The sequence below is a fragment of the Ensifer sp. ZNC0028 genome, from assembly GCF_000799055.1.
Taxonomy (GTDB): Bacteria; Pseudomonadota; Alphaproteobacteria; order Rhizobiales; family Rhizobiaceae; genus Ensifer.
In genome coordinates, this window is the sequence record NZ_JTLA01000057.1 from 34,290 (window position 1) to 47,370 (window position 13,081).

A 13,081-nucleotide genomic window follows, 5' to 3' on the forward strand; every position below is an offset into this window, starting at 1 on the left:
GGGTAGTGACAGAGATCAAAGACAGAGAATTGGCAGAGGTTGTCGAGGCCGCGCCGCCCCGGGTTTGTCCCGCGGGTTCCGCTAGTGGGCAATCGCCGTGGCGATCGCGGCCCGCAGTTCCTCGAGACCTTCCCCCTTTTCCGAAGAGGTCGAAAGGACCTCGGGATAGGCCGCCGGATGCTTCTTGATCTTTTCGAGCGTCTCGGCGACCAGCCGTGGCACGCCGGCGGCCTTGATCTTGTCGGTCTTGGTCAACACGAGCTGATAGGAGACCGCTGCCTTGTCGAGCAGGTCGAGCACCTCGTCGTCGTTCTTCTTGATGCCGTGACGGCTGTCGATCAGCACATAGACGCGCTTCAGCGTCGAGCGGCCGCGCAGATAGTCGAAGACGAGTTTCGTCCAGGCATCGACCTGGTCCTTGGGCGCCTGGGCATAGCCATAGCCGGGCATGTCGACCAGCGCCATCGGCGGCAGGTCGTCGGCCTCGCCGGAAAAACCATCCGGCACGAAGTAGTTGAGTTCCTGCGTGCGTCCCGGCGTGTTGGAGGTTCTCGCCAGGCCCTTGTGGCCGACCAGCGCGTTGATCAATGACGATTTGCCGACGTTCGAGCGACCGGCAAAGGCAATCTCGGCCGGTCCTTCGGGTGGCAGGAATTTCATGGCGGGGACGCCGCGAATGAAAATCCACGGCCGGCCGAACAACGGCTTGTCGTCTTTGGGTCTGGTATCGGCCATCGGCGGTCGGTCCTTCATCGAGAAAGTCCTTGGCTTCAAGGTTTTGGCCGTGGATGTCAAGGCGTCGGCGTGCGGACCGGCCGTGTGGGGATGGTTTGCGTCCGCCGGAATTCGTTGAGCAGGTAGGCAAGCAAGGCCAGAAGAATGAAGGTGCCGCCGACGATCGTCCGGCTGCTCGGTACCTCGCCATGGATGATCGCGACCCATAGCGGCCCCAGCACGGTTTCCGCCGTCCCGAGCAGCGCGGCCAGTGCCGAGGGCACCAGCCGGGCACCGGTGACGAAGAGCGCCATGCCAAGCCCGAGGTTGAAGGCGCCGAAGACGAAGAGCAGCGCGAGCTCGCCTCCGGTCACCGCCAGGCCCGACGACTGACTGGCGGCAATGCCGCTTGCGGCAAAGCAGCCGAAGCAGGTGGCGGGCGTCATGCGCACATGCGGGTAGCGGCGGGTAATGACGGTCGCCAGTGCGAAGACGACGGGGATCAAGAGCGCCAGCGCGTCGCCGACCGGTGACATTGTTCCTGTCAGGCTTTCCGACACCATGATCCCGACGCCGAAGATGACGGCGGTGATCGCGCCCCAGGTGAAGCGCGAGACCCGTTCGCGAAACAACACCCAGCTCATCAGCGCTGCAAACAGCGGCACACCGGCGCCGAGCAGAACGACATTGGCGATCGTCGTGTAGGAGATCGCAATGATGAAGGACGTCGAGGCGATGGTGAAACAGAGCCCGACGGCGATGCCCGGCCAGCCCATGCCCTTGAACAGCGCCACCGTGCCGCGCGGTCCGTCGCGCACCAGCATGAAGGCGAGCAGGAACAGGCCGGCGAACAGGCAGCGCCAGAAGACGATCGTCCAGCTGTCGGAAATGTGCAGGAACCGCGCAATGGCGCCGCCGAAGCTCCAGAAGAAGGCCGAGCCGAAGACGAGCAGGGCGCCAAGCTTCTCGTTGGCGGCAAACGGGGTGGAAGTGGCCGACGGGTCGGTCATGGCAAGTTGTCCTGGAGCAGGGGCGCGCTGATTTCAATAACGCCAGATGCCCGGACCGCACGCCCGCGTCAACGCCATCCGCGTGTCGCGCCGCGGCGTGGAAACAAAAAAGCCCCGGACCGAAGTCCGGGGCTCTGCGATTGTGGTGTCGGCCGGCGTCATTCCGCCGGTTTGGGTTTCTTCGAGAACAGGCCCTTCAGATTGTCGAAGAGCTCGATCTTGACGCCCTGGCGCTTCATGATGATCGACTGCTGCAGCACCGAAAGCGTGTTGTTCCAGGCCCAGTAGATCACCAGACCGGCCGGGAAGGAGGCCAGCATGAAGGTGAAGACCACGGGCATCCAGGTGAACAGCATCGCCTGGGTCGGATCCGGCGGCGTCGGGTTCATGCGCATCTGCACGAACATGGTGACGCCCATGATGATCGGCCAGACACCGAGGTGCAGGAAGGCCGGACCGTCGAACGGCAGGAGGCCGAAGAGGTTGACGATCGTCGTGGGATCCGGCGCCGAGAGGTCGCGGATCCAGCCAAAGAACGGTGCGTGACGCATTTCAATGGTGATGTAGATCACCTTGTAGAGCGCGAAGAACACCGGGATCTGGATCAGGATCGGCCAGCAGCCGGCCAGCGGATTGATCTTCTCGTCCTTGTAAAGCTGCATCATCGCCTGCTGCAGCCCCATGCGGTCGTCGCCGAACTTCTTCTTCAGTTCCTCCATCTTCGGCTGAACCTTCTTCATGTTCGCCATCGAAGCGTACTGCTTGTTGGCGAGCGGGAAGAAGATGGCTTTGACCACGATGGTGGTGATCAGGATGGCGATGCCGAAGTTGCCGAACAGACGGAAGAAGAAGTCCATCATTTTGAACATCGGCTTGGTGATGAAGTAGAACCAGCCCCAGTCGATCAGTTTGTCGAAGTTGGGGATCGAGTAAGCCACTTCATAGTTGTCGACGACAGGAACTTCCTTGGCGCCGGCAAAGACGAGGTTCTTGATTTCCGAGGACTGGCCAGGCGCGACCGTGATCGCGTCGCTCTTGTAATCGCTCTGGTAGCGGGCGCGACCGTCGGTAAAGTGCGTGAAGCGCGTGTCGTAGGGGGTTGCCTGCGGCGGAACGATGGCCGCTGCCCAGTACTTGTCGGTGATGCCGAGCCAGCCGCCGGTCGCCTTGCCCGGCTCGACCGACTTTTCGTCTTCGATCTTGCCGTACTTCAGTTCCTGCAGGCCGTGTTCGCCAAGCACGCCGATGAAGCCTTCATGCAGCACGTAGACGCTCGGCGTCGTCGGCTTGTTGAAGCGGGTCACGCGGCCGTAGGAGGAAAGGCTGAGGGGCTCGGCTGCACCGTTCTTGATGCTGTCGACCACCTGGAACATGTAATGTTCGTCAACCGAGATTGTGCGATTGAACGTGACGCCCTTTTCGTTGGTGAAGGTCAGCGTCACCGGGGTTGCCGAGGTCAGCTTGTCGCCGCCCGAAAGCGTCCAGACGGTCTGCGGGCCGGGCACGGTGCCGGTCGCGTCGCTGCCGACATAGCCGATTTCGGCAAAGTAGCCGTCAGCGGTTTCAGCCGGGCTGAAAAGCGTGATGACCGGGCTCTTCGGATCGACCGTCTCGCGGTACTCCTTGAGCTTCAGGTCGTCGAAGCGGGCGCCGGTCAGGTTGATGGAGCCGGAAAGCGCCGGCGTGTCGATCGCAACGCGGGCCGACTTGGCAATGGCCTGGTCGCGGTTTTCACCGGCGCCCGGGATTGCGCCGCCGCCCGGCAGGGCCTGGCCTGGCGTCTGCTGTGCCGGCGTTGCCGACTGCGACTGTGCCTGCTGGGCCTGCAGCGCTTCCGCAGCGATGCGTTCCTTTTCAATCTTCGGATTGACGTAAAGGAACTGCCAGGCAATGAGGATCAGCACGGACAGGCCAATCGCCACGAAATAGTTGCGGTTTTTTTCCATCATAGTTTCCTGGAACCGGCCGGCGGCCGCTTCTGTTTCGGCTTGTTTTCGATGCGCTCGTGAAGGCCCCGGGTCAAGGCGTCGAAGGGAGCATTCAGGAGTTCGCGTCGGGCGACAATCACATAGTCGTGTCCGGGTTTCATTGCAAACCCGGCGGAAAGCCGCACCGCCTCTTTCAGGCGTCGGCGCATCCGGTTTCGCTCGACGGCATTGCCGTGTTTCTTGGTCACGGTGAAGCCGACGCGGGCTTCGCCTTCCGGATCGTTGCGGTCGAGCACTTCGAGGAGAAACAGGGGGCCTCTGCGGCCTTCTCCAGCCCGAACGGCCAAAAACTGCGGACGGCTTTTCAGCCGCCCGACAGTCGTTTTGTCTTTATCTGACGTCATGTGCCCGGACACTGGTTTCGGGCAGTTTCGGCTTAAGCCGAAAGACGCTTGCGGCCACGAGCCCGGCGGGCTGCGAGGACCTTCTGGCCACCCTTGGTAGCCATACGCGAACGGAAGCCGTGGCGACGCTTGCGGACAAGCTTGGACGGTTGGTAAGTACGCTTCATTTATTTAATACCGCGGTGTGCGGCCCTTCTTGGGTTTGCGTGTAGCAAGGAGCGTTTACGTTATCGGACATGGCTCCGCCATTTCGGGCAGGAGGGCTTGACCGGACGTGGGCGGCTTATAAGGGGAATTTTCCCGGAAAGTCAATTGCGGGCGGCGATTCAGTGGCGACAGCGCCGCAAAAAGCGCCGGTGCACCCGCCAATGGCGATCCGTCGGACCGCGAAAAGGAAGGTCAACTAGCCGAGATTGGTAAAGGGAGCCCTAACTGGAACTCCCCAGAATGCCGGTCGAGGCCGACGAGCTTTATTAACCACGCCTATTTTAGGGTCTTCCCGGTGCATATGGGGCGGCGGCATGTCCGATAATCGGACGCTCTCGTCACTCCGTGGAGGTCGGGATGAAAATACGCGGAAAGATCAATCTAATCGTCGGCATCATGAGCATGCTGGCGGTCGCTGTGACCGGCATGTCGCTGGTGGCGGTCAACAAATACAACGAAAAATTCCATCAGTACGAGAACGTTGCGGAGCGCGCCTTCAATGCCGAGCGCCTCAACCGTCTGGTGACCGCGGTGGTGATGGAATCGCGTGGCATTTATGCCGCCCCGACCCTTGAGAAGGCAAAGCCCTTCGCCGAAGGCATTCGCAAGAATCTCGACAAGATCGATACGCTGCTCGCCGAGTGGCGCCTGCTGATCCCGGCTGAAACCATGGCCTCCTTCGACACGCTGGTCGCGCGGGCCGCGGAGTTCAAGGCTTTCCGCGTCGAGACCGCCCGTCTTGGCGAGGAAGTTTCGCCGCAGGCTGCCAACGAGCAGGGCAATACTGACGCCAATCGCGCCAACCGCAAGGCGTTCCAGGAGCAGATCGACGGCGTCGTCGACATCAATCTGAAGACGCTTGAAGTCGTGACGGCTGACGTTGCTGTCTTTGAGCGCGGCGTGATCATCACGATTCTTGCTATCGCTGGCCTTGGCCTCATCGCCGGCATAGGCGCGGCATTCTATATCGCTACCAACCATCTGAGCCGTCCGATCCTCGAGTTGACCGGCAAGATGAAGCAACTGGCTGGCGGCGATCTCGCCGCAGACGTGCCCTTCGTGGGCCGCACGGACGAGATCGGCGAAATGGCCGAAGCCGTGCAGGTCTTCAAGCAAAACGGCCTGGCCGTGCGCGACCTCAATGCGCAGGAAGCGGTGTTGCGTGAAAAGAGCGCCGACCTGCAGTCGAGCATCGGTGTCGTCGTTGCGGCCGCCGCCGCCGGCGATTTCACCAAGCGCATCGGCAAGGACTACGAGAACGACGATCTCAACCGCTTTGCTGGCAGCGTCAACGAGCTGGTCGGCAGCGTCGATGCCGGTATCGCCGAAACCCGCCGGGTCATTGCGAGCCTTGCGGCCGGCGACCTGACCCAGAGCATGAACGGCCACTACCAAGGCGCCTTCGCCGAGCTGCAGAAGAACGTCAACGAGACCCTCTCCACGCTGCAAAAGACGCTGCGCGAGGTCCGTGTGACCACCGACTCGATCAACGGCAATTCGTCCGAGCTGCGTTCGGCCGCCGACGATCTGTCGAAGCGGACGGAACAGCAGGCCGCCGCCCTTGAGGAAACGTCTGCGGCGCTCGACCAGATCACGGTCGCCGTCAAGAGTTCCACCGAGCGGGCGCAGGAAGCGACGGTCATGGTCAACGAGGCCAAGCACAGCGCCGCGCAGTCGGCAGCCGTCGTGCGCAACGCCGTCGACGCCATGGGCCGGATCGAGCAGGCCTCGAGCGAAATCGGCCAGATCACCAACGTGATCGACGAAATCGCTTTCCAGACCAACCTCCTGGCGCTGAACGCCGGCGTCGAGGCAGCCCGTGCCGGTGACGCAGGTAAGGGCTTCGCAGTCGTCGCGCAGGAAGTGCGCGAGCTCGCCCAGCGCGCCGCTAGTGCCGCCAAGGATATCAAGTCGCTGATCTCCAAGTCCGGCAGCGAAGTGGCAACCGGCGTCCGCCTGGTACAGGAGACCGGTTCGGCGCTCGGCGAGATCGAGGAACGGGTCCTGAAAATCAACGACCACATCCACTCGATCGCGACCGCCGCGCGCGAACAGTCGACGGGCCTCAGCGAAGTCAGCACCGCCGTCAACCAGATGGACCAGGTGACCCAACAGAACGCCGCCATGGTGGAAGAGGCGAATGCCGCAACCCACAAGCTCTCCGGCGAAGCCAACAATCTCGCCAGCCTGATCGCCTACTTCAAGGTCGATAACGTTGCCGCGCGGCCGATCGCCGTCGCCCGCGAGACGGCCCAGCCGGTCGCATCGCCGGCGCGGCGCATGATGGGCAACGTTGCCCGCGCCTTTGGCGGCGGCGGCGCCGCTGCGGCGGCCGCCAAGGACGATTGGGAAGAGTTCTGATCGGCGGCTTGCCTCGCCAGGTGATTGGAGCCCGCGGTGCCACAAGGTGCCGCGGGCTTTCTGTCTTTGGGGCCATCAAGACTTGCCCCTGATCATGGGCAGGGCTGCCGTCGCCGCCCGCAAGGGCGCCACGTGAACTGTTCCCTGGGTGACTTACATCGATGCCAATTCTGTGCAGGTAGGTCGAGCCGAGGCGGCGGTGTGCCGAAATTTGCTTCGACGATGCAAGGGGAGAAAGATGAGCGGGATGCGATCCTTGGTCATGATCGACGGCACGAGACGGAGAGATGGCCGCGCCTATGCCGCACCCTCTAAAGTCCGTCAGCGATTGGAAAAACGGCCGCCATCTCCTATTATGCGCTTCAGGCGCGATGCCCCATGGCCCGGATGTTCATACGGGGTCCCAGGCGTTTTGGTTGACGGGCAGGAAAGTTTTTAAGGCATGGCGGAAGAAACACGTCCGGCGAAGGCAGGCGAGGCATTGAGAACCAGTGCCGGGTTTTTCCGCGGTCTATCCGGCAAGCTGCTGCTCTTGACCATCGTCTTCGTCATGCTGGCCGAAGTGCTGATTTTCGCTCCGTCCGTTGCCACCATGCGCATCCGCTGGCTCGAGGATCGGCTGAATACGGCCGCGGCTGCAGCCGTCGTCGTCGACGGCCTGCAGAATGTCGAGCTGCCGCGCAGCGTTCAGAAGGACACGCTGATGGCGACCGGCACCAAGGCGATCGTCATTCGGCGCAAGGACGCCTCGCGCATGATCGCGCTCACCGACATGCCGCTCGAGATCCAAGGCGAATACGACGTCGCCAATTCCACCGCCGTCGCCGCCATCCGCGACGCCTTCGACACGTTGCTCTTCGGCGGCGATCGCGTGATCCGCGTCTATGGTCCGCTTGGCGAAAGCGATGCGACGATCGAACTCCTGATGAAGGATGCGAGCCTGCGCAAGGCGATGCTCGTCTACTCGCGAAATGTCTTTGTGCTCTCCCTGATCATTTCGCTGATCACCGCGGCGCTGATCTTCCTCGCCATCAACCGCATGCTGATCGCGCCGATCCGGCGGATGACGGCGAACATGCAGGACTTTTCCAACGACCCGGCCGATCCTGCCCGCGTGCTCGTGCCGCCGCAGGGCCACGACGAACTCGCCGTCGCCGGCCAGCATCTCGCCAGCATGCAGCGCGAACTGCAAAAGACGCTGAAGCAGCAGAAGAGCCTGGCCGAACTCGGACTCGCGGTGTCGAAGATCAACCACGACATGCGCAACATCCTGTCCTCAGCGCAGCTGATTTCCGACCGGCTGGCCGATGTGGACGATCCTGTCGTCAAGCGCTTCGCGCCGACCCTGCTGCGCACCATCGACCGCGCCGTCGGCTACACCCGCGAAGTCCTGTCCTACGGTCGCACCACCGAGGCCGAGCCGCATCGGCGCTTCGTCGCGCTGAAGCCGCTGGTCTCCGATGTCGCCGAACTGCTGGCGATCGATCCGCAAGCCGGCATCGATTTCCAAATCCAGATGCAGGACGACCTCGAAGTCGACGCCGACAGCGAGCAGCTCTTCCGGGTGGTGCACAATATCTGCCGCAATGCCGTGCAGGCGCTGACCAATCACGAGCCCGAGGACGGGCGCCCACGCGCCGTTGCCGTCTCCGCCATGCGCATCGGCAGTGTCGTCACCATTTCCGTGGACGACACCGGCCCCGGCATGCCGCCCAAGGCGCGAGAAAACCTGTTTGCCGCTTTCCGCGGCTCGGCGCGCTCCGGCGGTACAGGCCTTGGCCTCGCGATCGCTCGGGAACTCGTGCTTGCCCACGGCGGCACCATCGCCCTCGTCGAAAAGCCGACGCCCGGCACGCTGTTCCGCATCGAACTGCCCGACCGCCCGGTGCCGCTCGACGCCTTCCGTTCGAAGTTCCGCCATTAGTTCGGCGTCGTTGGGCGACGAAAGGTGGGGCCCGAGGTCGCGTCGTTTTCAATGATTCCATTCACAAATGGGCTGCGCGCGTTCCGCGATACGGCTGACTGTGCGAAGCGAAAGCGGCAAATGCGGGTGCCTCGAAAAAATTCGCGGCGAGGCTCGCAGGCCACGATGCCTTGCTTTCCAGCGGGTTCAGCACCGGCACGGTTTCGTCCTTCCACAGCAAAGCGGAATTGCCGTCGTAAAAATGAATTTTTTTGCGGAACGGCGCTTGCAATCCCCGAAAGGACCCTTTAGAGAACCGCTCACGCAAGCGGTTTGACCGCGGCAGACAAACGCACCCGTAGCTCAGCTGGATAGAGCACCAGACTACGAATCTGGGGGTCAGGAGTTCGAATCTCTTCGGGTGCGCCATTCTTTTCAATAGCTTACTAGAATTTGCGCGCGGTAGTCTGACGACGCTTTTTCGATCGTTTTTTGCCCTGTTCCGCAGTGGTCCGATGAGCGGTGCGCAATTTTGCAGCTTGGCGGTTTTTCTCCAGGCTTTGCTGCCGTCCGCGCGCTGACGTCGGAAGATCTTGATGTGCTGTGGATGAAACAGGCGCGGCAATATTCAGTAATATTTCGATGCTTTAACGTGGATTTTATCCAAGAATACAATAAGCCATCGCTTATTAAGATCGAGTGCGCATTTGCATGAAACGATTGCTGCTTATTTCGCCATGGTTCGGGGCGTGGCCTGAATGGATAAATTTCTTTATCGAGTCCTGTAAGCACAATCGTGAAATTGACTGGTTGATACCAACTGATCAAGCTGAGCCTGAAAACAAAGCGCCAAATGTAAAATTTGTTCACTATTCGTTTGATGATTATAGAGAGAAGCTCTCCAGCAAAATTGGCGTCGATCTTCACAATCTAACGCCATATAAATTGTGTGATTTAAAGCCATTTCTGGGGTTGATATTCTCAGCGCAGTTGGAAGGCTACAAGTCTTTTGGGTATTGCGACAATGATATTGTTTTTGGAGATTTACGGGCGATATACACTGACGATATTCTTGACAGGTATGAAGCGATTTCATCGCATTCAGACAGAATGGCCGGTCATCTGTCGGTTTTTCGAAATACGCCCAAAATGCAGACAATCGCCAAACGCATTCCAAATTGGCGTGAGCGAATAGCGGCCGTCGAACACTTCGGTTTGGACGAAGGTGCTTTGACAACGATGATGGTGCCGCGCCGCAAGCATGTCATCAAAAGGCTGTTGGCGCCGAAGTCGCTCCTGGTTGAGCGTTATACGACACCTGGCGGTGGCGAGCGTCTTTGGCCGGATGGTTTGCAGAGCCCTGACGCATGGACCTGGAAGAACGGACAGCTCTCGAATGAGCGGTTCTCGTCCGGCATATTGTATCTTCACTTCATGTTTTGGCATTCAAGCCGCTGGCGGCGTCCGCACACGGGGGCGGCTCCGTGGTTGAGTTTGGATAAGATTGTCCAGTGCGATTGGCGGGAAGCTGCGCAGAAGGGTTTCTCTATTTCGCCTCATGGAATTCGCTTATTAGCTTAGGCGTAGTGAGGGCGATACGTTTGGCCGCCATTTCTGGCGCTGCCGACATATCTGTGGCACCCAAATATCTCGGCCGGTACGTGCGTCGCGGCCTTACGTTTCGCGACGCACGTCTCCTATCCCGCAAGCGCCTTCCTTGTAGCGCTAGGATTGGCCTACGCTGTAGCCCTTCTCGACGAGCCAGGCATCGTGAAGCCACTTTTCCGTTCCGCGGCGGCCGGGAAAGCTGATCCAGTGAATGTCGCGCTCGAAGACCATGACTTTTCGGTCCGCGCCGACGATGACCCACATCCAGAGGCCGTCGGCCTCGTTGCGCATCTTGACCTTCATGCCCGTGAGGGTCAGGTTTTCGCTGCGGCCGTTGCGGGCAACCCGCAGGGGTTCGTCATGCGGGTCGATCCAGCTGATCCTCATTCCCGGTAGAAGGTCTGGCGCTGCCTCGCGCAGGAAGTCCATGGCGATTGCCTGCGCTTCCTCGCGGGTCGGCAATGGGCGGCCGACCAGATCCAGGTCGATCCGGGCAAAGCCCTTGAGGCGGCCATCGTCGGCGATGACGGTGCTGAAATGCTCGCCGCCGAGCGTTGCATTGCGTCCGTCGGCGCGCGCGTAGCGGACGAGTTCCGCAGCTTTACCATCGACGACGGCGGCACGGCGGCCCGCCTCGCGGTAACCGGCGGGCATGAAGGCGCCGATGGTGGCGGCTGCGGGCTGAGCGCTGTCGGCTGCAGCGGGCCTCACTCCTGTCTCCGCGAAGGCTACGTTTGCAGTTGCCGTGCCGGCGGCAAGGCCGAGGGCGGCGAGGGCCGCGAGAGGGCGTCTATGCGGCATGTCCAGAGCTCCTTATGTCTGGTTGGGGGGCGGAAGGTGGTCATGAAACCGATCGCGGATCGCTAAGGGGGCACTTGAGAGGCGGATGTTGCCGGCAACGGAAGCGGAGTACCGGCAGGGAGCTGGCGGGGCACGTGGATCTGGGAATGAAACCTGACGTCAAGTGTAGATTGAGCATATGCCACGTCCCGTTCTTGCCGCGTTCACTTTTGCCGCGCCTCGGCGATCAGCCCGTGCATGCGGGTGATGTTGTTTTCGAGGTCCCGTTTGAATGTCGAGAGTTCGTCGAGTTGGGCATTCGTCTTGTCGAGCTGTGCCTGCAGGATTTCCAGCACGCGCTCCTTGCCCCGGATGCCGCTGGCATCCTCGAAATAGAGGTCGATGACAGCGGCGATCTCGTCGAGGCTGAGACCGAGACGCTTCAGCGCCGCGATCTTTTCCAGCCGTTTCGCGGCGGTGTCGTCATAGTAGCGGTAGCCGGTCCCTTCGCGCTCGGCCGGCTTCACCAGGCCCAGCCGCTCGTAATAATGGATCGTGCGGTGGCTGACGCCGGCCCGTTCCGACAATTCCCCAATCTGCATGAGCGACGACAATCCGACACCTATCTAAACCTGACGTTGGGTGTAGATTTAAGAAGCGATCTGCCGTTCGTCAATGGTGGTACTGCCGCTTGTTTCGAAGGAGCGGGCAGTGCGCCGCATCCGGTGGGGCTTCGGGCGCCGGGTCAGTTCCGGCAACGCCGCCCTTCGAAAGGATTAGGAGACAATAATATATGTTAGTATATAATGATTTACGCTTCTCGGGAGCGGTGTTGCGGCGGCGAATGGGCCGAGTTGCTACGATTGAGACCCCGATCACGAAAGCGCTGGGTTCACGATCTTTTGACGCCGAAGTGTGAAAATCGGTCCCGCGGCTTCCTATATGAAGGAGGAAGGGGCCGCTCGAAGAAAGGAGGTGCCGATGTATCGCTATATGATGAAAGAACTGCTGGTGATTGTTGCTGGCCTTTCGGTTTGTGCCTTCATGATCCTGTTCTTCCTGATCAATTCGACGCCCAACCTCTGAGGGTCGCCGAAGCGCGCTTCCTGAGCGCTTGAACGCCGGCATCAACGCCGCTGCGCCAGGATTTCCATAGTGCGCCGATCCTTCTCTCCCGCGAAATAACGCGCAAGCGCCACTCTGAACGGTCCCCGGTCTCTCTCGACCTCGGCAAACAGCGTCATCGATGACCGGAACTTCATGTCATCGGGGCTGGAGAAAATGTCGTGGGCCGATCTGCCCGCAACCGCATTGGCGCGCTCTGTGCATTCACGCAGCCTGGGCCCAAGAACCGGGTGGGCGAGATAGGCCGACGCTTCGTCGAGGCCGGAGATCGCATAGCGCTGTGCCATCGGCGAATGGCCAAGGCCGGCAAGCTGCGGGAAGACAAACCACATCCAGTGGGTTCGCTTTTGGCCATGCCCGAGTTCATCGAGGACCGCGGCATAGACGCGGTCCTGAGCGTCGACAAACCGTTGCAGGTCGAAGGGGTCGGTCATCGCTGCACCTCCCTTGGCCGCCCCGTCGGCGCGGCGTCAGTTACCAGCGGTGATGAACATGAACCTTCACCAGCCGCTCGTAAACCGCTGCAATCGCCGCCTTCGTGTCGTCGTCGATGGCGGCAAGCGCGCTGGCGGCCGCGTTGGATTGCGCCTGCGCCTCGTTGCGGGCGCCCGGGATCACCACGGAGACTGCCTGCTGCTCAAGGATCCAGCGCAGCGCAAACTGCGCCATCGGCACGCCCTCGGGCACGAGCGGGCGAAGCTGCTCGACCGCTTCCAGCGCCGCTTCGAACGGCACGCCGGCAAAGGTCTCGCCGACATCGAAGGCTTCACCATGGCGGTTGAAGTTGCGATGGTCGTCGGCGGCAAATGCGGTTTCGCGGTTGATCTTGCCCGAAAGCAGACCGGAGGCGAGCGGCACGCGCACGATGACGCCGACATTCTTCTTCTGTGCTTCCGCGAAGAACAGCTCGTGCGGGCGCTGGCGGAAGATGTTGTAGATGATCTGCACGGTCGCAACGCCGGAATATTCGATCGCCTTCAGCGCTTCCTCGACCTTTTCGACCGAGACGCCGTAGTGGCGGATCTTGCCCTTGGCGACGAG

At 61.2% G+C, this 13,081-nt stretch carries 13 protein-coding genes and 1 tRNA gene; 4 read left to right on the forward strand and 10 right to left on the reverse strand.

Going from position 1 to position 13,081, the window contains the following annotated elements:
• Nucleotides 1–81 precede the first annotated feature (81 nt).
• The 5 genes from yihA to rpmH all read right to left on the reverse strand — a co-directional run bounded on the left by yihA (nucleotide 82) and on the right by rpmH (nucleotide 4,223).
• Nucleotides 82–735, reverse strand: coding sequence for a ribosome biogenesis GTP-binding protein YihA/YsxC (yihA, locus tag L981_RS13880; RefSeq protein WP_043616883.1), 654 nt, complete (start codon nucleotides 733–735; stop codon nucleotides 82–84).
• A gap of 56 nt (nucleotides 736–791) precedes the next feature.
• Complete coding sequence (locus tag L981_RS13885) at nucleotides 792–1,724, reverse strand: DMT family transporter (protein ID WP_043616849.1); 933 nt, start codon at nucleotides 1,722–1,724, stop codon at nucleotides 792–794.
• Between the two features lie 158 nt (nucleotides 1,725–1,882).
• Nucleotides 1,883–3,670: a membrane protein insertase YidC gene (gene yidC / locus L981_RS13890; protein ID WP_082006016.1), complete on the reverse strand. Its 1,788-nt coding sequence runs from the start codon at nucleotides 3,668–3,670 to the stop codon at nucleotides 1,883–1,885.
• Nucleotides 3,670–4,068 carry a ribonuclease P protein component gene (gene rnpA, locus L981_RS13895; protein WP_034797300.1) on the reverse strand — a complete coding sequence of 133 codons (399 nt, stop codon included), beginning with the start codon at nucleotides 4,066–4,068 and terminating at the stop codon, nucleotides 3,670–3,672. Before rnpA ends, yidC begins: the two co-directional genes overlap by 1 nt.
• A gap of 20 nt (nucleotides 4,069–4,088) precedes the next feature.
• Nucleotides 4,089–4,223, reverse strand: a complete 135-nt coding sequence (rpmH, locus tag L981_RS33775) for a 50S ribosomal protein L34 (protein ID WP_077962533.1) — start codon at nucleotides 4,221–4,223, stop codon at nucleotides 4,089–4,091.
• Between the two features lie 397 nt (nucleotides 4,224–4,620).
• Here rpmH and L981_RS13900 point away from each other — a divergent pair, with 397 nt between their 5' ends.
• Together L981_RS13900 and L981_RS13905 are read left to right on the forward strand one after the other, a co-directional pair.
• A complete protein-coding gene (locus L981_RS13900; protein WP_043616854.1) occupies nucleotides 4,621–6,624 on the forward strand; it encodes a methyl-accepting chemotaxis protein in 2,004 nt (667 codons plus the stop codon).
• A gap of 442 nt (nucleotides 6,625–7,066) precedes the next feature.
• Nucleotides 7,067–8,548 (forward strand): HAMP domain-containing sensor histidine kinase, encoded by a 1,482-nt coding sequence (locus L981_RS13905; RefSeq protein WP_043616856.1) that lies wholly within the window; start codon nucleotides 7,067–7,069, stop codon nucleotides 8,546–8,548.
• Between the two features lie 61 nt (nucleotides 8,549–8,609).
• Here the strand turns inward: L981_RS13905 and L981_RS13910 are convergent, their stop codons facing one another.
• Nucleotides 8,610–8,855 (reverse strand): hypothetical protein, encoded by a 246-nt coding sequence (locus tag L981_RS13910; RefSeq protein ID WP_156134077.1) that lies wholly within the window; start codon nucleotides 8,853–8,855, stop codon nucleotides 8,610–8,612.
• Between the two features lie 24 nt (nucleotides 8,856–8,879).
• On the opposite strand from L981_RS13910, the gene L981_RS13915 reads away from it, so the two are divergent.
• Together L981_RS13915 and L981_RS34500 are read left to right on the forward strand one after the other, a co-directional pair.
• A tRNA-Arg gene (locus tag L981_RS13915) sits at nucleotides 8,880–8,956 on the forward strand.
• 282 nt (nucleotides 8,957–9,238) lie between these two features.
• The gene (locus L981_RS34500; protein WP_156134078.1) at nucleotides 9,239–10,108 is read left to right on the forward strand and encodes a DUF6625 family protein; all 870 of its coding nucleotides are present in this window, start codon (nucleotides 9,239–9,241) and stop codon (nucleotides 10,106–10,108) included.
• 144 nt (nucleotides 10,109–10,252) lie between these two features.
• Here L981_RS34500 and L981_RS13920 read toward each other — a convergent pair whose 3' ends face one another.
• From L981_RS13920 to L981_RS13940, 4 genes are all read right to left on the reverse strand, one after another.
• Entirely contained in the window at nucleotides 10,253–10,936 is a 684-nt protein-coding gene (locus L981_RS13920; RefSeq protein WP_156134079.1) for a hypothetical protein, read from the reverse strand.
• A 203-nt stretch (nucleotides 10,937–11,139) separates the two neighbouring features.
• Nucleotides 11,140–11,517 carry a MerR family transcriptional regulator gene (locus L981_RS13925; RefSeq protein ID WP_043616863.1) on the reverse strand — a complete coding sequence of 126 codons (378 nt, stop codon included), beginning with the start codon at nucleotides 11,515–11,517 and terminating at the stop codon, nucleotides 11,140–11,142.
• Nucleotides 11,518–12,042: 525 nt separating this feature from the next.
• Nucleotides 12,043–12,474 (reverse strand): DUF1810 domain-containing protein, encoded by a 432-nt coding sequence (locus L981_RS13935; RefSeq protein WP_043616869.1) that lies wholly within the window; start codon nucleotides 12,472–12,474, stop codon nucleotides 12,043–12,045.
• 40 nt (nucleotides 12,475–12,514) lie between these two features.
• Nucleotides 12,515–13,081: aldo/keto reductase (locus tag L981_RS13940; RefSeq protein ID WP_043616871.1), on the reverse strand; the 567-nt coding region annotated here is incomplete at its 5' end.

What these genes read in the sequence shown, in the direction of transcription:
- yihA (WP_043616883.1), bottom strand. Translation starts at nt 735, where the DNA reads ATGGCCGATACCAGACCCAAAGACGACAAGCCGTTGTTCGGCCGGCCG.
- L981_RS13885 (WP_043616849.1), bottom strand. Translation starts at nt 1,724, where the DNA reads ATGACCGACCCGTCGGCCACTTCCACCCCGTTTGCCGCCAACGAGAAG.
- yidC (WP_082006016.1), bottom strand. Translation starts at nt 3,670, where the DNA reads ATGGAAAAAAACCGCAACTATTTCGTGGCGATTGGCCTGTCCGTGCTG.
- rpmH (WP_077962533.1), bottom strand. Translation starts at nt 4,223, where the DNA reads ATGAAGCGTACTTACCAACCGTCCAAGCTTGTCCGCAAGCGTCGCCAC.
- L981_RS13900 (WP_043616854.1), top strand. Translation starts at nt 4,621, where the DNA reads ATGAAAATACGCGGAAAGATCAATCTAATCGTCGGCATCATGAGCATG.
- L981_RS13905 (WP_043616856.1), top strand. Translation starts at nt 7,067, where the DNA reads ATGGCGGAAGAAACACGTCCGGCGAAGGCAGGCGAGGCATTGAGAACC.
- L981_RS34500 (WP_156134078.1), top strand. Translation starts at nt 9,239, where the DNA reads ATGAAACGATTGCTGCTTATTTCGCCATGGTTCGGGGCGTGGCCTGAA.
- L981_RS13920 (WP_156134079.1), bottom strand. Translation starts at nt 10,936, where the DNA reads ATGCCGCATAGACGCCCTCTCGCGGCCCTCGCCGCCCTCGGCCTTGCC.
- L981_RS13925 (WP_043616863.1), bottom strand. Translation starts at nt 11,517, where the DNA reads ATGCAGATTGGGGAATTGTCGGAACGGGCCGGCGTCAGCCACCGCACG.
- L981_RS13935 (WP_043616869.1), bottom strand. Translation starts at nt 12,474, where the DNA reads ATGACCGACCCCTTCGACCTGCAACGGTTTGTCGACGCTCAGGACCGC.